Consider the following 19,449-nt stretch of genomic DNA (forward strand, 5'->3'; position numbering starts at 1 on the left):
TCAGTTCTCCCCAGTTAATTCCACAGGTTCAGCACGCTCCAGTATCCCGCCAAAGATGACACTGGTTATCTTGTTTTCTGAATGATTTATGAATAAAGAGACGATGTCATAAGGGTTCTTAACATAGAGTTCAGTTGCCTGAGACAGACTGATCGCCGAGTTGCGGTCAAAAAATGTTGCATCGGCAGAGACTTTATACATTGTCTCCGGGCATTCATCACAGTCTTTGAATTTAACGGCCTGGCTTGAAAATGCGATCAGGTTACTTTTATTGACCTGATGTTCGATCACTTTCAAGCCACCATTTTCAGCAAATGCATTTTGCCCAATGAAAAGCAGAGCAACAGTAAATGAGATTTTCAGTAGTATTTTCATATCCAAGACCTTTGCAATTATTGCGGCGCCGGAGCCATATAAAAGAACCCCGCTTCCTGACGGGAGCGGGATTGGTTATTCACATCAATGCCTAATACATTGCTGGCAAAGTAGTAAGGCACAAGTGTACCTGCACTGGAGCCTGCATGTTGCTTCAGGGATTGCGGTGCATTGCCAGGCAACTGGAGTACACGAATATTATTGGTTGTTGCCTGCGTTCCGGCGTTTTGCGGAGGCTGTGGCAGCAGGTTGAAGCTGTATGGGTCCAGCTGCGCTGTACCGGCAGGATTACCGTTGGCAAGACTGGTGTTTTCAGCGTTGATCATGCCGCCAAGGATTGCATTGGCTGTATTACCATTGCGCAGACCGTCCAGAAGGGTATTCAGGTTACCCATGGTGTCATTAAAAATAGTTTGCTGATGCTGCATATTACCAATCATTCGTAACTGTAGCGTAGAGCGTTGCATCGCAACGACAGCGCCTATAGTAATCGCTGTGAGAATGACCAGACTGAATACGAGTGATGAGCCGCGTTGCTGTTGCGGCATCTTACCGTAGCTTGGCTTCAGGGTTTGAATCATGTGCTTCCCCAGAGTGTAATCTCAGCCTTTACGATACCCGGAAGTGAGTAAAAGACTAGGGTCCGCCGACCAAAGGTCGGACAATGCTTCCCGGCGGTCAGGTTGAAGGCTGTTTGTGACGGAATTCCGTTTCATTGGGGCGGACAAGGCACGTTTTTACCATTCGGTGTTTCTGGTAAGCCATCCTGGTTGTTATCGGTACCGGGTCTTACCCGACCATTGCGGGAAATAATAAAAGCCGCCCCAACGGGCAGGCTGCCATTGTGGCAATAACCGAGAGAGCCGGTATTCACGCCAGCAAAGCCGCGTTCATCAAAGCTGATGACACGACTATTAAAACTGCGCAACACGTTACGGTTATCATTGGCCGGTAGTGTAAATAGCTGCTGCTCTCCAGGATCCAGTACTCGATTGTTATTGGGATCGGTAAATACTGACAGTGTCTCGTTCCAGAGATTGCTGCAACGCAGGCTGGCATCAAGAGGGCACAGTGTTGTTCTGCTGGCCCGGAGTAGCGCCTGGCTTCTGGTAAAACTGATGATTTGATTAAGCTTGCCAATGTCTTGGCGTGCCTCAGTTCGGCTCAGAAAGCTGTTCATTGTTGGAAGTCCGACCGTAGCCAATAGCGTTACTATAGCTGTCGTAACCATCATCTCAATAAGAGTAAAACCGGAAGTAATTGGGCGAGAAAGCATCAGTATCTCCCTGATAGCAAAGCGATCATCCTGATCATTGCAATTCACTCTAATGCAACAGACATCCTTGTCACTCAGACCTGAGGCTGAAATTCTGTTTTACGTTTCAGTCTCAGGCTTGATTTCAGAGGTGTCTCCGGTTAGTCAATTTCCAGTTTCTTACAGCGGTAACGCAGCGCGCGGAAGCTGATACCGAGCTTTTCGGCGGCGGCGGTTTTGTTCCAGCGCGTGGCTTCCAGTGCCTGGGTGATGGCGCGGCGCTCAATGTTCTCGAGGTAGGCTTCTAGGTTGTTGGTTTCAATGCGTGGATTATTGTTGTCCGGCTCTTCGCTGATCGGTTTGCTCAGGCTCAGGTCACTGAGGCCGATGCTGTCACCTTCGGCAAGGGTGACGGCACGCTGCAGGATATTTTCCAGCTCACGTACGTTCCCCGGATAGTGGTAGGTCAGCAGTGCCTGTTGCGCGGCGTCTTCCAGAATAATTTCTGGCATGCCCCATTCCTGGGAGTATTTACGGATAAAATGCCGGATCAGCATGGGAATATCTTCCGCCCGGTCGGCCAGGCGCGGCACATTAATCTGAATGACGTTCAGGCGGAAATACAAGTCCTGGCGGAATTCTTCGGCCTTGACCAGTGCGCCGATATCTTTATGGCTGGCGCAGAGTATGCGCACGTCGACCGGTGTTTCGAATTCCGAGCCGACACTGCGTACGGCCTTTTCCTGAATGACGCGCAACAGTTTGGCCTGCATATCGAGTGGCAGCTCGGCGACTTCATCAAGGAACAGGGTGCCGCCATTGGCTGCGCGGAAAAACCCGGCCTTTTCGCTGCTGGCGCCGGTAAAGCTGCCTTTGGCATGACCGAAGAATTCGCTCTCCATTAAATCACGCGGAATCGCGCCGCAATTTACGGCGATAAATGGTTGTTCCATGCGCGCGCTTTGGTGATGAATTAAACGTGCTACCAGTTCTTTACCAGTGCCTGACTCGCCGTAAATAAATACCGGTGCCTGGGTGCGGGCCACTTTGAATATTTTTTCTTTCAGAGTGCGCATGCCATCTGACTGGCCAAGCAGGCCGTCGGCAGAAGGCAGGTTTTCAATATTGGCCGGCACTTTGGTGAGCTGCAGTGAGGCTTTTACCAGCTCGCGCAGGCGTTCGGTATCCAGCGGTTTGGCCACCACATCGAAGGCACCGGCTTTCAGCGCGTTGACGGCCAGTTCCATATTGCCGTAGGCGGTAATCATGGCGACCGGCATATCCGGGTGACGGGTATTGCACAGTTGAATCAGGTCGAGGCCATTGCCATCGGGCAATTTCATGTCCGTGATGCAGAAATGGTAGGGCCTTTCCTGCAATAACGTCAGGGCTTCGCTGACACTTCCTGCCTGATAACAATCGAGTTCCATGCGTTTCAGCGTCAGTGCAATCAGAGCACGGATATCGGGTTCGTCATCAATAATCAGGGCGGCAAATTTATTCATACAACAGGGTCCGTTCTGTGGCGCAATTGGCTCAGGAGGTTCGCATTATGATGCGGAAGCAGGTTCCGTTGGGTATTGGATGATACTGGATATAGGCCTGGTTTGCCTCGCACAGTTCGCGGCATAAATAGAGCCCCAGTCCGGTGCCATTATGTTCAGTGGTGTAAAAGGGTTCAAACAGGTGAGTGCGCTGTTCGGACGGAACGCCGCTACCATTATCGATAATATCCAGCTGAACCTGGCGTTCGTTCAGGGCTTGAGCAATCAGGGTCAGACGAGCATTATCCGGCGCTGATTTAAGTGCATAGCGCAAACCGTTGGCGCACAGGTTGTGCAGAATCTGTTGCAGGTGGTCGGGGTCAAACTGTACCAGCAGGCTGTCGTTGCAGTGCACGCTGAAATGAAAAGTCTGGCCATGGGTCAGGTTGCGGAACTGATCATGAAAGTGCTGTAACCAGGGTGCCAGGCGCAGGGTTTCGGCGACGGCTTTATTGCGCCTGGAAAGTTGCAGAATGTCTTCGATGGTGCGGTTAATACGCATGCAGTGTTGCTCAACAATCTGGGTCAGTTGTTGTTCACCTTCCTGCAGGTAAGGTGTTTCTGCCAGCAGTTGTGCAGCCTGACGTAGGGCACTGAGTGGGTTACGGATTTCATGCGCAATGGAGGCGGTCAGGCGGCCGAGGGAGGCCAGTTTAAATTGCTGTGCTTCGGCGGCAATGCGGGCCGCTTCTTCAACGTAAATCAGATAGTCGCCGGGTTCTGAAGCATTGAGCGCCACGCGGCGGAAAATCAGTTTTTCGTTGCGGACTTCAATCACCTGATCGGCTTCGGCCTGCAGCAGGGTTGGAGGCAGAGATGAGCCCTCGGCCAGGCTGAACCACTGTCGCGCCTGCTGGTTATAAAACAAAATACGGTCATGGGTATCGCAGGCAATCACTCCATTGGGTAAATCCAACAGTGCCTGCTGACTGAAACGCTGCAGGCGTTTGATGCGGGTTGCCTGATCAGAGGCCAGCGTCAGGGCGCTGTTCAGTCGCCGTGACAGTGTTTGCGTTAACCACGCCAGCGTAAAACAAAGAAAACCATACAACCCGGAGTTTACAATCTCCTGAGTGTTATAGCTGCCGGGCCAGATGTGCTGGGTATAGAACACCGCAATTGTGGTCCAGGCGGCGACGCCGTAGCCGAGCACGCCGGGGGCGAGCAGGTTGGACATCATCAGCGGAATCAGAATCAGGCTGGAAAAACCGGTATCCAGACCGCCGGAGGCGTGCATCAGCGCGGCCAGAATTGCAATTTCGATAAACACATAGCTGGTGGCTTGTTGCGGGTCCGGTTCGCGGTTGGCGATGGCAGCAAAAAGTGATGCCATGATCACGTAAACAGAAGAACCGATTAAAAATACGTGCGGCAGTTTGCCTCCAATAATGACGTTCTGCAGATCAACGGCATCGGTAATAATCAGCAGCAGAGCCAGAAACAGAGAGTAGTAGCTGTAAAAACGCAGCAGGCGGTTGCCACGAACAACCAATTCAGTGGATTTAAACCAACGTGCCACAGGGGCTCCTTAACCAGAAATATCGACCGCAAAACACAGGCCGGTGTGATGATGATTGCTTCGGCCCGGTAATTTTTCGACAATACGCGCAAATTCGTCAGGGTAACCCGAGAGTATGTCACAGTCACTTACCATCGCATTGGCACAGCACAACTTTCTGGTCGGAGATATTTCCGGCAATGGCCAGCGTATTGTTGAGGCTGCACAGCAGGCACAGCAGCAGGGTGCCCAGCTGGTGGTATTCAGCGAACTGGCGGTAACCGGTTACCCGCCGGAAGATTTATTACTGCGTCCTAGCCTGCAGCCACGTGTAGAAGAAGCACTGCAGCAGATTGCGGCTGCCAGCCATTACATCGCCATCGCGGTTGGCTTTCCGTGGCGGGAGCAGGGAAAACTCTATAACTGCGCCGCTGTCTGGTTTCAGGGCGAGTGCCTGGGGCGTTACGCCAAGCAGTGCCTGCCCAATTATCAGGTCTTTGATGAACAGCGTTATTTCAGCGCGGGTGATCAGCCCTGTGTTATTGATCTGCTTGGGCATCGTATCGGCCTGACCGTCTGCGAAGACGTCTGGCACGCCGGTCCGGTGGAACAAAGTGTGGCGGCGGGTGCCGGGTTGATTCTGAACCTGAACGCCTCGCCTTTTCATTTAGGTAAACATGGTGAACGCCTGACCCTGATGCAGCAGCATGCGCGCAGTCAGAATGTGGCTCTGCTGTATGTGAACCAAGTCGGCGCTCAGGACGAACTGGTCTTTGATGGTGGCTCGTTTGCGGTGGCCGCCGATGGTGAGCAAGTACTGCAAATGCCCTCTTTTGTTGAAGCCAACGCACTGGTGCAATGGCAGAGTGGCCGCCTGCAGGCATTGACCGATACCGACACTGATGAACCCTACAGCGAACTGGCCAGCCTGTATCAGGCTCTGGTGCTCGGGGTGCGCGATTATGTGAATAAAAACCGTTTCCAGGGGGTATTGCTCGGTTTGTCCGGCGGTATCGACTCCGCCCTCACACTGGCCATTGCGGTCGATGCTTTGGGTGCTGAGCGGGTACAGGCGGTAATGATGCCCTTTACTTACACCTCGGGCATGAGCAAAGAAGACGCGGCGGAGCAGGCCGAAACGATGGGGGTGCGTTACCAGTCGATCTCCATTGAGCCGATGTACCGTGAATTCATGACCGCGCTGTCGGCCGAGTTTGCCGGCCTGCCGGTGGATACCACAGAAGAAAACCTGCAGTCACGTTGCCGTGGTGTGCTGCTGATGGCGATGTCGAATAAAAGTGGATACATGGTGCTGACCACCGGCAATAAAAGCGAAATGGCGGTCGGTTATGCCACACTGTATGGCGATATGGCCGGTGGTTACGGCGCTTTAAAAGACGTCTACAAAACCAAGGTATTCGCCCTGGCGGAATACCGTAATTCAATCTCGCCAGTGATTCCGCAGCGCGTGATCGACCGTCCGCCATCGGCTGAACTGGCGCCGGATCAGAAAGACGAAGACAGCCTGCCGCCGTATCCGGTGCTGGATGCCATTCTTGAACGTTATATCGAACGTGATATGAGTGCCGAAGCCATCATCAGTGCCGGTTTTACCCGCGATGACGTGCTGCGTGTGTTGCGTCTGGTCGACGTTAATGAATACAAGCGCCGTCAGGCACCCATTGGTGTGCGCGTAACTCAGCGTGGTTTTGGCCGTGATCGCCGTTATCCGGTGACCAACGGTTGGAAGGCTGGAATTTAACCCACTAATAAGCCCGCAATCGCGGTAATGCTGTTCACTTAAGCAACCAGCCAGCGCTGACTGCATTTGAACAGCCTTTGCGGGGCAAGCCCCTGCGCCCCAACCCGGGAAACTTCTCCCCGGACCCCTGCTTTGCGCTTTCTGGCCCGTGATCCTTATTCACTCGGTTTTTACTGACCACGCGTATATCGGCCATCCATGGCCGGATACGCTTGTCTGGCATCCATGCCAGACAGATCGTAAAAATCATCGTTCATGGCGGCGGGCCCAGAGGCGCGGTTTATCCCAGACGCAACGTCGTTTTATCGAACAGCAATGTCCGTTCTGAAAAGCCGCTTAGCGGAATAATCAATGCGCCTGCAGGACGCCGGTTTGAATAATGCTGCGCCGGTACGTCCCGGCATGGATGCCGGGCGAGCGAATAGGGCCATGGATGGCCCATTATTCGCATTACCGAGATTGCAGGATTATTCAGAGCGGATTAAGTACTGCACAGCGCGAGGCTGGGGTCGGCCCGCCGGCAAGGGGATAAGTTCCCCTGTGAGGCATTGGGCGTTTCAAAATGATTTAAAACGTTAAGCGAACAGCATTACCGCAACCGCGGGCTTTTTTGTGCCTGTATGTCTGTTACTGGCTGCTCAGTCCAGCAAACCAAAACTGATGATGTTCCAGAACGAACGGCGGTCAACCATGGCCAGGCCGCTGTCTTTAAATTCACCGCCTTTCAATTGCGGGTGTTCAGGGTAGTTAAGTTTCAACAGCGCCAGCGCCTGGCCTGATTCTTTGTTCAGGCCCAGCAGGCGGTAGGCTTCTACCTGAATGGCCAGTGCGTCAGCCACGGACGGGGTTTTCTGGTAGTGCAGCAGCACATTTTCGCAGCGGTTGGCGGCGGCCAGGTAGGCGTGACGCTTCATATAGTATTGCGCCACTCCAATTTCGTGGGAGGCCATACGCTGTTGTAAATACACCATGCGTGCCCGTGCATCGGCGGTGTATGGGCTGTCAGGGAAGCGGGTCAGCAGGTCGGAGAAATGATTGAAGGCATCCTGCATCGGGGTTGGATCACGTTGGGCAATATTGCTTTCAAAATAACGTTCAGCAAAGGCGAACCCCATTTCATAGGTGGCCAGACCGCGCATGTAGTAGGCGTAATCAACCTGTTCATGCAGCGGGTGCAGGCGGATAAAACGTTCGGTGGTGGCCAGTACCGCTTCCAGGTCAGACATCATGTACTGAGCGTAAATCAGCTCCAGCTGCGCCTGTTCCGCGTAACGACCGAACGGGTAGCGTGATTCCAGCTGGCGCAGTTTTTCGGTGGCCGACAGGAAGTTATTGTTATCCAGTGACTCGCGGGCCTGCTCGTAGTACTCACGCTCAGTCAGTTCCTGAGGTTTGTCGGGATTTCCGGAGCAGGCGCAGAGTAGCAGGGTAAAAATAACCAACAGCGAACGGGAGTTCATGGAGTGCATTCCTGATTGTCGATATACTTGGCAATGTGCCGGTTTACGAATGTGCCGTATTAAAACACAGTCCCCGCATAGCCCCAACTGACAGCACACCTGCCAGCGGGATACAGCCGATCGTAGCGGCAGTCATACAGCTAATCTCAGAGAGTTTATGTCCAATCAGATTTCAAACAGGGTAGAAGTTCCCTTCACTATGGGAAACAAGCGTCTGGATCAGGTCGCTGCCCAGTTATTTCCCGACTATTCCCGTTCGCGCCTGCAGCAATGGATCAAAGATGGCCAGCTGACGGTTGACGGTAAGCCCTGGCGCGGCCGCGATAAGCTGACGGGCGGTGAAACCCTGATTCTGGAAGCCGAACTGGCGCCTGAAGGTAACTGGCAGGCGGAAGAGATCCCGCTCAACATCATTTATGAAGATGACCATATCATCGTCATTAACAAGCCCGCCGATCTGGTGGTTCACCCGGCTGCCGGTAACCAGGACGGTACGCTGCTGAATGGCTTGCTGCATCACTGTCCGCAACTGGAAAATATTCCCCGCGCCGGCATCGTGCACCGTCTGGATAAAGACACCACCGGTTTGATGGTGGTCGCTAAAACCCTGCAGGCGCAGAACAATCTGGTCGGTCAGTTGCAGGATCGCTCAATGGGGCGTGAGTACGAAGCGGTGGTGCAGGGCGTGATGACCGGCGGCGGCAAAGTTGACCAGCCGATTGGCCGTCATGGTACTCAGCGCACCAAAATGGCCGTCAATCCAATGGGCAAAGAAGCATTAACCCATTACCGCGTGCTGAAGAAATTCCCCACGCATACCTATATCCGTCTCAAGCTGGAGACCGGCCGTACACACCAGATCCGTGTGCACATGTCGCATATCGGCTATCCGCTGGTGGGAGATTCGACCTACGCAGCCCGCACCCGTCTGACCAAAGGTATTGGCCCGGAGCTGCGCGACACTTTGCTTCATTTTGGCCGCCAGGCTTTGCATGCGCGCAAGCTGGGTCTGATTCATCCGGATACCGACGAGTGGATGGAGTGGGAAGTGGATCTGCCACAGGACTTTATCCACCTGCTCGATGTACTTGAAGCCGATGCCGAACGCTGAGTCCGGCCTGCTGATACCCGACTGGCCGTTGCCGGCGGGTGTTGCTGCGGCGATCACTACCCGTCTGGGTGGTGTTTCTGTTTCTCCTTACGAACACAACAATCTGGCTCTGCACGTTGGCGATGATGCGTCTCTGGTGCGGCTTAACCGTAAGCGTTTGTGGCAGCAGCTACCGGGTGTGCAGGGCATTCAGTGGTTATCTCAGGTACACGGCACGACGGTGATCAGAGCCTGTGGCGAATCGGTGGTGCCCGAGGCTGATGCGCAGTTCAGCGACACCCCGGGGTTGGCCTGTGCCATTCTCACGGCCGATTGCTTGCCGGTGCTTTTTTGTGCTGCTGATGGCTCGCAGGTGGCGGCGGCCCATGCCGGTTGGCGCGGACTGGCGGCCGGGATTCTGCTGAACACGCTGGCGGCCTTCCCTGATCCTTCTCTGGTACGGGTGTATCTGGGACCAGCGATTGGCCCCGCCGCCTTCGAGGTAGGGCCGGAAGTACGACAGGCCTTTGCCTGGGCGCCGGATAGTTGCTTCCGTAGCGGTCGTGGTGATCGGCTGATGGCTGATATTTATGCGCTGGCGCGGCTGCAGTTATTGCGGGCGGGAGTGGGGGAGGTTGCCGGTGGTGGATTCTGTACCTGCAGCGATGAGCGCTTTTATTCCTATCGCCGTCAGAGCCAGACCGGCCGTATGGCCAGCCTGATCTGGATAAAGAGTTAACCCAGCCTTACTGATTACGGGTCTTGTTGGAAAACGTCATGTTGCAGTATTTAGCAATCTGCTCGTCTGCCAGTTTGATCTGCTGTGCCCGCTGATCATCAGAAAGTGGGCGGTATTCGCCGTCTTCCTGCTTGAAGCGGGTGCTGTAGTTGGTGCTCACCACTTCTTTGTGTTTCCGGGCTTTGGCACAGGCGGCCTCCGCTTCGGCTTTACTCACCCTTGGCTCATTGCTCTCACTGGCTTCTGTCGCCGTTTCTTTTTCGTTATCGGTGCTGATTTTATAGCCATCGACTTTGTCGGCGGGTTTACTCACCCGTACTTTATATTCTTCGGTATTGTTAGCGTTATTGGCAGGCGGCAGGTTGGAAAAATGGGTCTGACCATTTTCATCCACCCAGCGATACATTTTGTCGGCCTGAACCGTCAGGCTTGCACCAGCAAGCAGCAAAGCGAAAAAAACAGTAAAAAAACGCATAAAACACATCCGTTGTTAAATGGAAGAAGGATACCTGAGATCAGAGTCGGACATTATTAAAACCGTATGATTTGTCAAGGATTTAGCACGGTTTTTTGCTAGACAATAATACCGGGAATGCTAGAATTACCGCGCTTTTGTCAGCCGGCCTGCGCCTCCACCCAGTGCCCCGCTCGCTGACAATGACAGCCTCTGGTGCGGTTATCTCCGACCCAGTTTCAGACCCGGTGTCCTCGACCAGGCAACGGGATTCTGATGAGAAACTACAAGTTAATCATCCAGCCTGAGAGAGCCTGTTGTGTTTCCGGCTCTAAATCGCACAGTTAATTCAGTTACCCACGCTCCTTTTGGGGGCTTGTGAAAGAGGATAGTACGGTGGAATTACTTTCCGGCGGAGAAATGTTGGTTCGTGCACTGCATGAATCAGGCGTCGAATATATTTACGGTTACCCGGGCGGCTCACTGCTGCATGTCTATGATGCGCTGTATAAGCAGAGCGCGGTCAAGCACGTCCTGGTCCGTCACGAGCAGGCAGCTGCTCACATGGCTGATGGTTATGCCCGTGCGACCGGCAAACCTGGCGTCGTTATGGTCACCTCTGGTCCAGGTGCCACCAACACCATTACCGGTATTGCGACTGCGTATACCGATTCTATTCCTATGGTCGTTATTTCTGGTCAGGTCATGAGCTACCTGGTGGGTGATGATGCCTTTCAGGAAACGGACATGCTCGGCCTGTCGCGTCCGATTGTGAAGCACAGCTTTGCCGTACGTCGTCCTGAGGACATCCCGGAAATTGTTGCCAAGGCTTTCCATATCGCCAGCACTGGCCGTCCGGGTCCGGTGGTGATCGATATTCCGAAAGACATGACCATGCCGAACGAACGCTACGAATACGTGTACCCTAAAAAGGTCAAACTGCGTTCTTACACGCCGCCACAGCGTGGCCACTCCGGCCAGATCAAAAAGGCCGTTGAATTACTGCTGAAAGCCAAGCGTCCGGTTATTTATGCTGGCGGTGGTGTCATCATTGATGGCAGTTCCGACAAGCTGCGTGCGCTGGTTGATCGTATGGATTTCCCATGCACCAACACGCTGATGGGCCTGGGTTCTTATCCGGGTACCGGTGAGCGTTTTGTTGGCATGCTGGGTATGCACGGTACTTACGAAGCCAACATGGTTATGCACCACGCCGACGTGGTTCTGGCCATTGGTGCGCGCTTTGATGACCGCGTAACCAACGCCACCAGTAAATTCTGTCCGGATGCTAAGATCATTCATATTGATATTGATCCGTCATGCATTTCCAAAACCATCATCGTTGATGTACCGATCGTTGGCCCGGTTGGCAACGTATTGGACGAAATGATGGCGCTGCTGGATGAAAGCAACGAAGTGCCGGATGCCGAAGCCATTGCGTCGTGGTGGAAACAGATCAACGAATGGCGCCAGCGTCATGCCATGCGTTATGAGAAAAACGATTCGCAACTGATGAAGCCGCAGGAAGTGATCGAAGCCATCTGGGCGGCCACCAAGGGTGACGCTTACGTGACTTCTGACGTTGGTCAGCATCAGATGTTTGCCGCGCAGTACTACAAGTTCGATAAGCCGAACCGCTGGATCAACTCTGGTGGTCTGGGCACCATGGGCTTCGGTTTCCCGGCGGCCATGGGCGTTAAAATGAACTTCCCGGAAGAAATGGTGGTATGTGTTACCGGTGAAGGTTCGATTCAGATGAACATTCAGGAATTGTCGACCTGTCTGCAGTACGGCATCCCGGTAAAAATTCTGTGTCTGAACAACGGCTCACTGGGCATGGTTCGTCAGTGGCAGGACATGAACTACGAAGGTCGTCACTCCCACTCGTACATGGAGTCCCTGCCGGACTTCATCAAACTGGTGGAAGCCTATGGCCACGTGGGTATCCGCGTGACCGGCCGCGATGAGCTGCCACAGGCACTGGAAGACACCTTCAATAAATACAATGACCGTCTGGTCTTCCTCGACGTTGCCGTCGATCCGGAAGAACACGTGTATCCGATGCAGGTGCCGGCTGGCTCCATGCGCGATATGTGGCTGAGCAAGACGGAGCGGACCTGAACATGAGACACATTATTTCGATTCTGCTGGAAAACGAACCGGGTGCTTTGTCACGCGTTGTTGGTCTGTTCGCCCAGCGTGGTTACAACATTGAAACCCTGACAGTGGCGCCGACAGAAGACAACACCCTGTCACGCCTGACCATGACCACCAGCGGTGATGATCGTAAGATCGAACAGATCACCAAACAGCTGAACAAGCTGATCGAAGTGGTGAAACTGGTGGATCTGTCGGAAGGCCCGCACATTGAACGCGAGCTGATGCTGATCAAGGTAAAAGCGGTGGGTGCGCAGCGTGCGGAAATCAAACGTACTGCCGACATCTTCCGTGGTCAGATTGTGGATGTGTCTGCCAGCGTGTATACCATCCAGCTGACCGGAACCAGTGACAAACTGGAAGCCTTTATTGAGGCCATCGGTGCGGGCTGTGTGCTGGAAACGGTACGTACCGGTGTCTCCGGTATTTCCCGCGGCGAGAAAATTCTGAGCCTGTAAATCTGACTCCGTGTTTTTAGCCGATAAAAAACCCTCCGCCGGAGGGTTTTTTTATGCCCGTTATTTATGTCTCGATAAAGACTGCTCGTGTTGGCTCAGAGCGGCGGATTTTCCGGCTCAAGAAAGGCCAGTGACAGAAACGTGGCAAAGGCTCCGAGTACACACACCACCGCGGTACTGCCGCTGATCAGCATAATCAGCCCGGTAATAATCCAGCCGCTTTTCACCTGTTCCAGTCGTCGCCGGTACAGATCGGTCCGGGTCCAGTTCAGTTCCGGGTAATCCTGTGGCAGGCGGTAAATACGGCGGATAAATTCGATAACGCTGAATCGGTTCATGGGATGTTCCTCACTCGTCTTTATTCAGAGTAAAAGAACAGCGGCATTTTGCCTGCTAAACAGCGATTCTATCTATTGATGGCGGGAGTTATTCGTTCCGCATCTGACCTGCTTTGGTGCAGGTCAGTGCGTTTGTGGCAGTGTTGGTCGGGCAGCGTTCAGAACCGATAGACGGATTTAGTCATCACTTTTGATACTGCGCTCATCGCCAGCTTCACCGGCAGCGGAAATTTATGACCGCCGGCCTCAAGCGCAACCGTTGCGTGTTTAGCTTCGTCTTCCAGCATCTGCAGCAGCACGGCTTTACTCTTTTCATCCTGCACTGGCAGGCTGGTCATGTGCTGGCTCAGGTGTTTGCAGACCTGCTCTTCGGTGGCGGCGACAAAGCCCAGACTGACCTTGTCAGAAATCTTGCCAGCCAGAGCACCGATGCCAAAGGACAGACCATAGAACAGCGGATTCAGACGGCTGGTGTGGCTGCCCAGATCATTGATGCGATCTTCACACCACACCAGATGGTCAATTTCTTCACGCGCCGCCTCTTCCATGGCCGCCCGGACTTCCGGCAATTTGGCGGTTAGCGCCTGTCCCTGATACAGCGCCTGAGCACAGACTTCACCGGTATGATTGATGCGCATCAGACCAGCGGCATGTTTCTGCTCGGCTTCATTGAGCTCGTTATAGGCACGTTGTTGTGCCGGTGACGGGCGCTCTTCCTGAGCGGCACCGGGCACCAGGGTACGCAGCGCCTGATCGGCGTTTTGGATCAGTTTGTCAAACAGCGAGTAGCGACGGGAGTTGGCATTCATAACTCATACCTCCGGAATTTTCGTTATTTTACGGCATATCGGCGTCTGGCGCATGATGCATATCAAGTGGATTCCGGCCAGAGCGGAAGCCAGGGCCGGTTAAAGACGTGTTTGCAGGCTCTGAGCGTGCGGACAGCGCAGGGCAGACTGGTTAGAATCGTGCACAGAATAAGGAGACATCGATGCAGGATTTACACGACTTAAGCTTATTGCTCGACCGCCAGGTACCGCTGTTGTTGCTGGAATCACACGAAGAAGGCCGTGCGCTCGAGATGTTGACCCGGCTGGCCATTCGCCGTGGTCTGGCATTGCAGCAATGGACCCTGAGTGATGGTCTGCGCCGGTTGGGGTTTGGCGAAGATGTCGCCGCCGCCGACACCATCCAGCCGGCCGATGCGCTGCGTATTGTGCGTGAGCGTGAGCAGGGCGGGCTGTTTATTTTCTGCGATCTGCATCCGTTTCTGGAAGAGCCTCTGGTGGTACGTCTGTTGAAAGACATTGCTCTGCAGCACGAGCGCTATGGCAAAACGGTGGTGTTGCTCAGTCATCGGCTGCAGGCACCGCCGGAGCTGCAACGTCTGGCCGCCAGCTTCAGCCTGCAATTACCGGATGACAGCCAGCTGCTGGCGCTGGTGAAAGAAGAAGCCCTGCGTTATGCCAAACTCAGTGGCCGTAAAGTGCGCAGCGACAACGACAGTCTGCAGCAGCTGGTCGCCAATCTTAAGGGGCTGACGTTCTCCGATGCCCGCCGTTTAGTACGTGGTGCCATTGTCGACGACGGCGCTATTACACACGATGATGTGCCAACCGTCAGCCGCGCGAAAATGGCATTGCTGGATATGGATGGGGTCATGAGTTTTGAATATGACACCGCGCGCTTCAGTGATGTCGCCGGTCTGGAGGTGATGAAAACCTGGCTGGCACAACGTCAGAAAGCCTTTATGACCGCCGAACGCAAACTGCGGCCGCGCGGTTTACTGCTGTTCGGTGTGCAAGGCAGTGGTAAAAGTCTGGCGGCCAAAGCGGTGGCGGGTTCCTGGGGCTTGCCGCTGTTGCGCCTGGATTTCGGCACCCTGTACAACAAGTTTTTTGGCGAAACCGAACGAAACCTGCGCGAAGCGCTGAAGCTGGCCGAAACCATGTCGCCCTGTGTGGTGTGGATTGATGAAATTGAAAAAGGACTGGGGCAGGACAGCAACGACGCTGGCGTCAGTCAGCGTATTCTCGGCACACTGCTGACCTGGCTGGCAGAACATGATTCGCAGGTCTTTGTGGTCGCCACGGCCAACAATATTCATGCGCTGCCGCCGGAGTTGCTGCGCAAAGGCCGTCTGGATGAGCTGTTTTTTGTTGATTTGCCGAAAGTCGAAATCCGTGCTGAGATTCTGCGTCTGCACATGCACAAGCGCGGTCTGGACCCGCAACGGTTTGATCTGGCAGCGCTGGCTGAAGAAAGCGAAGGGTTTTCCGGTGCCGAGCTGGAGCAGGCGGTGGTATCGGCCTGGCATACGGCCAGCAGTGAACAGGCAGGCCCCGGTCTGAACACGGACACATTGCTGTATGAAATCCGCCGCACCCGGCCGCTGTCGGTGGTGATGGCTGAACCGATGCAGGCTTTGCGGCAATGGGCTGCCAGCCGTGCTGTGGCGGCAGACTGAGTTCTGTTATTTACTGCCGGCTGTTCAGGCCGCAGCGTTCAGACTGCAGTGCTAGGACGGCGAATCTTCGCCTTCTTCCTGCGGCTGATACTTCAGTGTCAGCAGTGCCTGACGCAGGCGCTCACCGCTGGCGGGTTTGGCCAGCAGGTTCTTAATGCCAACGGCTTCTGCATCTTTGCGCACTGTGCTGATGCTTAAGCCGGTGAGCATCAGGCGCGCCGGTTTATGACGGATGTCTTTGTCTGAACGGATGCGTTCAGCCAGCTGCAGACCATCCATAATCGGCATGTCATGATCAATAATGATGAAGTCATAAGGCTGGCCAATGCTGATCTGATTACGCAGCATGGCGAGTGCTTCCTTACCGCTGTAAGTACTGTCCGGGCGCATTCCCCAGCGTCTTACCTGTTTTTCAATCACATTGCGCAGTGACGCATTATCATCAACGATCAGGATACGCTGACCGATCAGACTGTCGTCCAGAGGTGAGGTTTCAGTGCTCGCAGCCTCGGCCTCCATCGGGAGATAGAGCGTCAGTGAAGCGCCCTGACTGGTCATGCTTTCCACTTCGAGGGTTGCTTTCATTTTTTGCAGTAAGTTGCGCGTTACCAGCAGGTTCCAGGATTTAGCGTTGTGGTTTTCCGCTAATGGCAGGTGGTGCTGCAGAATAGCAAAGGCGTTTTTCAGCTCGTCCTGTTTAACGATGGTGCTGCTCAGCTGAATCTGTACGCGCAGACCATTGCCCTGAGCGCTGTGGTAATGCGAAGCCTGCAGCGAGAGTTCACCGTACTCGGTATAGGCCAGCGCACGCGCCAGTACGTTGTGCAGCAGCGTCTGTAAACGGTTGCGGTCGCCGACAAAGTACTCTGGTAAGTCGTCGGTCATATCCAGCACCAGCTCAACCTGCTTACGACTGGCTTCTTGTTGGAAGTGGCTGATCGCCTGGTTCAGTAGCTGAACGGTACTGAATGAACGCTCTTCCAGTTCCAGCTGAGCGTTCTGGATACGGGCAAGGTCGGAAATTTCGTTGGCAACGTGCAGCAGATCGCGCCCGGCGAGGGCTATGGTGTCGGAGAAATCCCGCTGGTTGGCGCTGAGTGGCGTTTCCCCCAGCAGTTCCGTCATGCCGATTACACCATTAATGGGTGTACGCAGTTCATGGCTGATCTGCGACAGCAACGCCGGCGTCATGCGCAGTTCAGCTCCGCCCTGATTCTGCAGCGGGTGTTGCTGGCGCTTAATACTCATAATGGCCAGTACCAGGCTGGTGATGACAATAAAAGGCAGAATCACCGGTGCCCAGCTGGTGAACAGATCCAGCGACAACAGATTATGGCTGGTCAGAATGGCCAGCAAAACGCCAAATCCAACCAGCAGATGGCCCATCAGCAGCCAGCTCTGCGCCTGCGGGTGCTGAGAACGTCCGCGAAAAAGAATCAGAGCGAGAATAAATTCATTGGCGACGATCATGCAGGCGACCACCATCAATGTGGCTTCCTGTGCCAGCCATAGCGTGATTAACGCAACGGGCAGATGAAGGATGGCGATGAACAGCAACAGGCGGCGGTAAAGCAACGCACGGATTCCGCTCCAGCCCAGCGCCAGCGCTGCCAGAGTCTGGCAGGTGGCTGACGCTGCCAGCGACAGCTCACCGATTTTATCGGCAATGATGGGGCTGATATTCAGCAGCAGGGAAAACTGCCCCATCCATGCGGGCTGATAAATGATCATGGTGGCGCAATAGGCACTGCCTGCTGCGGCCAGCAGGATACGCTGGCTGCGCAGTACAAAAATAAACCAGGCCAGCGTTGCGAGAATCCAGCCAAGGCTCATGCCCTGCAGCATGAACAATCCCTGCTCATTATTGAGAAAGTGATCGAGGCTGAGCAGGGTGACATTGGTGCTCAACAGGCCATAGGAATGGATGCGCACCAGATAGCTGCGCGTGCTCTGTGCCGGAACCTTGAGTACCACAGGAAAGGCCTGCATAAACCCACCGCGCAGGCTGCGCGCCGGATCATCATGGCCAATATGGCGATACGTCTGAGCGTCGCTGATGTCATAGAAACTGAAATCGTCGATATCGCTGTCGGACAGGGTAAATACCACTTCCCGTTCCTGAGCGTAAGGATTATTCAGGCTGAAACGCAGCCAGTAGTTGGAGTCACTGATGCCAAACTTCAGTCGGCGGGCGTGGCTGGGGGTAAAGCGTAATTGTTGCTCTCGGCTGAGCATGGCGTTGATATCGAGGGTGCGGCCGGGGTCTTCGTAAACCGAAATATAGGGCGTGATCGGGTAATCAAACGAGGCATTGGGCAGCAGCACCGGACTACTTGCCCAGAGTGTCAGCGGCAGAAAAAACAAAAACAGCAGGGTGACAATCAGATGCTTACGTCCTCTGTACTGCCTCATCCCTGCTGTCTCCGTTAGTTTCTGCTTAGTTATCGGCCTGCTCGCGCGCAATGGCACGATAACCGATATCAGAGCGGCAGAACATGCCTTTCCAGCTGATCTGTTTGATCAGATCATAGGCCTGAGCCTGAGCTTCACTGACGCTGTTCCCCAATGCGGTTGCACAGAGTACACGGCCACCGGCGGTAACGGTGTTGCCATCGCTGTCCAGTTGGGTGCCGGCATGGAACACTTTACGATCGGCGCCGTCGTTGTCCGGCAGGCTGATGACATCACCTTTCGGGTAGTCAGCCGGATAACCGGCAGCGGCCAGTACCACGCCCAGCGATGGACGCGGATCCCACTGTGCCGTTTCATGATGCAGCTTGCCTTCCAGCGCCGCCAGACAATGGGCGACGATATCCGACTGCATGCGCAGCATGATTGGCTGGGTTTCCGGGTCGCCGAAACGGCAGTTGTATTCGATGACTTTCGGCGCACCAGACTCGTCAATCATCAGACCGGCGTAGAGGAAGCCGGTGTAATCGTTACCTTCTGCGGCCATGCCATTAACGGTTGGCATAATCACTTCGCGCATTACGCGGTCGTGGATTGCCTGCGTCACTACCGGGGCTGGTGAGTACGCACCCATGCCGCCGGTATTGGGGCCGGTATCTTTATCGCCGACGCGTTTGTGATCCTGACTGGTGGCCATTGGCAGCACGTTTTTGCCATCGACCATGACGATGAAAGACGCTTCTTCGCCGGCGAGGAATTCTTCGATCACCACGCGGCAGCCCGCATCACCAAAGGCGTTACCGGACAGCATGTCTTTGACCGCTTCTTCAGCCTGCTCCAGTGTTTCGGCGACGATCACGCCTTTACCGGCGGCCAGGCCATCGGCCTTAACCACGATAGGAGCACCTTTCTCACGCAGATAAGCCAGCGCCGGTTCAATCTCAGTGAAATTCTGGTAATCGGCAGTTGGAATCTGCTGACGCGCGAGAAAATCTTTGGTGAACGCTTTGGAGCCTTCCAGTTGAGCAGCGCCTTTGCGTGGGCCGAAAATTTTCAGACCGGCGGCTTCAAACTGATTGACGATGCCGCCAACCAGCGGAGCTTCCGGACCGACGATGGTCAGGCCGATGGCGTTGTTTTCAGCAAACTTCTGCAGACCATCAAAATCCATCACGTCGAGGGCGACGTTTTCCATACCGGCTTCACGCGCGGTACCGGCGTTGCCCGGCGCAACGAATACTTTCTCAACCAGAGGTGATTGCAGAGCTTTCCAGGCCAGGGCGTGTTCACGGCCGCCACTGCCAATTACTAGAACTTTCATTCTTACATTCCTTATTGTAGGAGCGGGCCATGCCCGCGATATTTCAATCAGGTCGCGGGCATGGCCCGCTCCTACGGATTCGCATTTCAGTGATAGCGCCCAGGAGCGACTTATTCGCGCCA

17 protein-coding genes are annotated in these 19,449 nt (G+C 54.5%); 6 read left to right on the forward strand and 11 right to left on the reverse strand.

What is annotated here, in order from left to right:
- From NYR02_RS16190 to NYR02_RS16210, 5 genes are all read right to left on the reverse strand, one after another.
- Nucleotides 1–375, reverse strand: coding sequence for a hypothetical protein (locus NYR02_RS16190; protein ID WP_260977392.1), 375 nt, complete (start codon nucleotides 373–375; stop codon nucleotides 1–3).
- 17 nt (nucleotides 376–392) lie between these two features.
- On the reverse strand, nucleotides 393–956 hold the full coding sequence (locus tag NYR02_RS16195) for a pilus assembly PilX family protein (protein WP_260977393.1): 564 nt from the start codon (nucleotides 954–956) through the stop codon (nucleotides 393–395).
- A 131-nt stretch (nucleotides 957–1,087) separates the two neighbouring features.
- On the reverse strand, nucleotides 1,088–1,651 hold the full coding sequence (locus NYR02_RS16200) for a GspH/FimT family pseudopilin (protein ID WP_260977394.1): 564 nt from the start codon (nucleotides 1,649–1,651) through the stop codon (nucleotides 1,088–1,090).
- A 140-nt stretch (nucleotides 1,652–1,791) separates the two neighbouring features.
- Nucleotides 1,792–3,135 (reverse strand): sigma-54-dependent transcriptional regulator, encoded by a 1,344-nt coding sequence (locus NYR02_RS16205; protein ID WP_260977395.1) that lies wholly within the window; start codon nucleotides 3,133–3,135, stop codon nucleotides 1,792–1,794.
- A gap of 31 nt (nucleotides 3,136–3,166) precedes the next feature.
- Nucleotides 3,167–4,693, reverse strand: a complete 1,527-nt coding sequence (locus NYR02_RS16210) for a sensor histidine kinase (RefSeq protein WP_260977396.1) — start codon at nucleotides 4,691–4,693, stop codon at nucleotides 3,167–3,169.
- A 115-nt stretch (nucleotides 4,694–4,808) separates the two neighbouring features.
- Between NYR02_RS16210 and NYR02_RS16215 the strand changes: the two genes are divergently transcribed.
- Complete coding sequence (locus NYR02_RS16215) at nucleotides 4,809–6,434, forward strand: NAD+ synthase (protein WP_260977397.1); 1,626 nt, start codon at nucleotides 4,809–4,811, stop codon at nucleotides 6,432–6,434.
- 638 nt (nucleotides 6,435–7,072) lie between these two features.
- Here NYR02_RS16215 and NYR02_RS16220 read toward each other — a convergent pair.
- On the reverse strand, nucleotides 7,073–7,894 hold the full coding sequence (locus NYR02_RS16220) for an outer membrane protein assembly factor BamD (RefSeq protein WP_260977398.1): 822 nt from the start codon (nucleotides 7,892–7,894) through the stop codon (nucleotides 7,073–7,075).
- 157 nt (nucleotides 7,895–8,051) lie between these two features.
- Between NYR02_RS16220 and rluD the strand changes: the two genes are divergently transcribed.
- On the forward strand, nucleotides 8,052–9,005 hold the full coding sequence (gene rluD / locus NYR02_RS16225; RefSeq protein ID WP_260977399.1) for a 23S rRNA pseudouridine(1911/1915/1917) synthase RluD: 954 nt from the start codon (nucleotides 8,052–8,054) through the stop codon (nucleotides 9,003–9,005).
- Complete coding sequence (gene pgeF / locus NYR02_RS16230) at nucleotides 8,992–9,723, forward strand: peptidoglycan editing factor PgeF (RefSeq protein WP_260977400.1); 732 nt, start codon at nucleotides 8,992–8,994, stop codon at nucleotides 9,721–9,723. Before rluD ends, pgeF begins: the two co-directional genes overlap by 14 nt.
- Nucleotides 9,724–9,730: 7 nt before the next feature.
- On the opposite strand, the gene NYR02_RS16235 is transcribed toward pgeF, so the two are convergent.
- Nucleotides 9,731–10,198 carry a DUF4124 domain-containing protein gene (locus NYR02_RS16235; RefSeq protein WP_260977401.1) on the reverse strand — a complete coding sequence of 156 codons (468 nt, stop codon included), beginning with the start codon at nucleotides 10,196–10,198 and terminating at the stop codon, nucleotides 9,731–9,733.
- Nucleotides 10,199–10,573: 375 nt separating this feature from the next.
- Between NYR02_RS16235 and NYR02_RS16240 the strand changes: the two genes are divergently transcribed.
- Nucleotides 10,574–12,298: an acetolactate synthase 3 large subunit gene (locus NYR02_RS16240; RefSeq protein ID WP_260977402.1), complete on the forward strand. Its 1,725-nt coding sequence runs from the start codon at nucleotides 10,574–10,576 to the stop codon at nucleotides 12,296–12,298.
- 2 nt (nucleotides 12,299–12,300) lie between these two features.
- Nucleotides 12,301–12,792, forward strand: a complete 492-nt coding sequence (ilvN, locus tag NYR02_RS16245) for an acetolactate synthase small subunit (RefSeq protein ID WP_260977403.1) — start codon at nucleotides 12,301–12,303, stop codon at nucleotides 12,790–12,792.
- Between the two features lie 95 nt (nucleotides 12,793–12,887).
- Here ilvN and NYR02_RS16250 read toward each other — a convergent pair whose 3' ends face one another.
- Entirely contained in the window at nucleotides 12,888–13,130 is a 243-nt protein-coding gene (locus NYR02_RS16250) for a hypothetical protein (protein ID WP_260977404.1), read from the reverse strand.
- 158 nt (nucleotides 13,131–13,288) lie between these two features.
- On the reverse strand, nucleotides 13,289–13,939 hold the full coding sequence (gene coq7, locus NYR02_RS16255) for a 2-polyprenyl-3-methyl-6-methoxy-1,4-benzoquinone monooxygenase (RefSeq protein ID WP_260977405.1): 651 nt from the start codon (nucleotides 13,937–13,939) through the stop codon (nucleotides 13,289–13,291).
- Nucleotides 13,940–14,121: 182 nt separating this feature from the next.
- Between coq7 and NYR02_RS16260 the strand changes: the two genes are divergently transcribed.
- Nucleotides 14,122–15,597, forward strand: coding sequence for an AAA family ATPase (locus NYR02_RS16260; protein ID WP_260977406.1), 1,476 nt, complete (start codon nucleotides 14,122–14,124; stop codon nucleotides 15,595–15,597).
- Nucleotides 15,598–15,648: 51 nt separating this feature from the next.
- Here NYR02_RS16260 and NYR02_RS16265 read toward each other — a convergent pair whose 3' ends face one another.
- Entirely contained in the window at nucleotides 15,649–18,009 is a 2,361-nt protein-coding gene (locus NYR02_RS16265; RefSeq protein WP_260977407.1) for a 7TM-DISM domain-containing protein, read from the reverse strand.
- A gap of 25 nt (nucleotides 18,010–18,034) precedes the next feature.
- Nucleotides 18,035–19,327, reverse strand: coding sequence for a phosphoribosylamine--glycine ligase (gene purD, locus NYR02_RS16270; protein WP_260977408.1), 1,293 nt, complete (start codon nucleotides 19,325–19,327; stop codon nucleotides 18,035–18,037).
- Nucleotides 19,328–19,449 lie beyond the last annotated feature (122 nt).

Source organism: Thalassolituus pacificus (genome assembly GCF_025318105.1).
Classification (GTDB): domain Bacteria; phylum Pseudomonadota; class Gammaproteobacteria; order Pseudomonadales; family Oceanobacteraceae; genus Venatoribacter; species Venatoribacter pacificus.

What these genes read in the sequence shown, in the direction of transcription:
- NYR02_RS16195 (WP_260977393.1), bottom strand. Translation starts at nt 956, where the DNA reads ATGATTCAAACCCTGAAGCCAAGCTACGGTAAGATGCCGCAACAGCAA.
- NYR02_RS16265 (WP_260977407.1), bottom strand. Translation starts at nt 18,009, where the DNA reads ATGAGGCAGTACAGAGGACGTAAGCATCTGATTGTCACCCTGCTGTTT.
- coq7 (WP_260977405.1), bottom strand. Translation starts at nt 13,939, where the DNA reads ATGAATGCCAACTCCCGTCGCTACTCGCTGTTTGACAAACTGATCCAA.
- NYR02_RS16200 (WP_260977394.1), bottom strand. Translation starts at nt 1,651, where the DNA reads ATGCTTTCTCGCCCAATTACTTCCGGTTTTACTCTTATTGAGATGATG.
- NYR02_RS16220 (WP_260977398.1), bottom strand. Translation starts at nt 7,894, where the DNA reads ATGAACTCCCGTTCGCTGTTGGTTATTTTTACCCTGCTACTCTGCGCC.
- NYR02_RS16250 (WP_260977404.1), bottom strand. Translation starts at nt 13,130, where the DNA reads ATGAACCGATTCAGCGTTATCGAATTTATCCGCCGTATTTACCGCCTG.
- rluD (WP_260977399.1), top strand. Translation starts at nt 8,052, where the DNA reads ATGTCCAATCAGATTTCAAACAGGGTAGAAGTTCCCTTCACTATGGGA.
- NYR02_RS16235 (WP_260977401.1), bottom strand. Translation starts at nt 10,198, where the DNA reads ATGCGTTTTTTTACTGTTTTTTTCGCTTTGCTGCTTGCTGGTGCAAGC.
- NYR02_RS16260 (WP_260977406.1), top strand. Translation starts at nt 14,122, where the DNA reads ATGCAGGATTTACACGACTTAAGCTTATTGCTCGACCGCCAGGTACCG.
- NYR02_RS16205 (WP_260977395.1), bottom strand. Translation starts at nt 3,135, where the DNA reads ATGAATAAATTTGCCGCCCTGATTATTGATGACGAACCCGATATCCGT.
- pgeF (WP_260977400.1), top strand. Translation starts at nt 8,992, where the DNA reads ATGCCGAACGCTGAGTCCGGCCTGCTGATACCCGACTGGCCGTTGCCG.
- ilvN (WP_260977403.1), top strand. Translation starts at nt 12,301, where the DNA reads ATGAGACACATTATTTCGATTCTGCTGGAAAACGAACCGGGTGCTTTG.
- NYR02_RS16215 (WP_260977397.1), top strand. Translation starts at nt 4,809, where the DNA reads ATGTCACAGTCACTTACCATCGCATTGGCACAGCACAACTTTCTGGTC.
- purD (WP_260977408.1), bottom strand. Translation starts at nt 19,327, where the DNA reads ATGAAAGTTCTAGTAATTGGCAGTGGCGGCCGTGAACACGCCCTGGCC.
- NYR02_RS16190 (WP_260977392.1), bottom strand. Translation starts at nt 375, where the DNA reads ATGAAAATACTACTGAAAATCTCATTTACTGTTGCTCTGCTTTTCATT.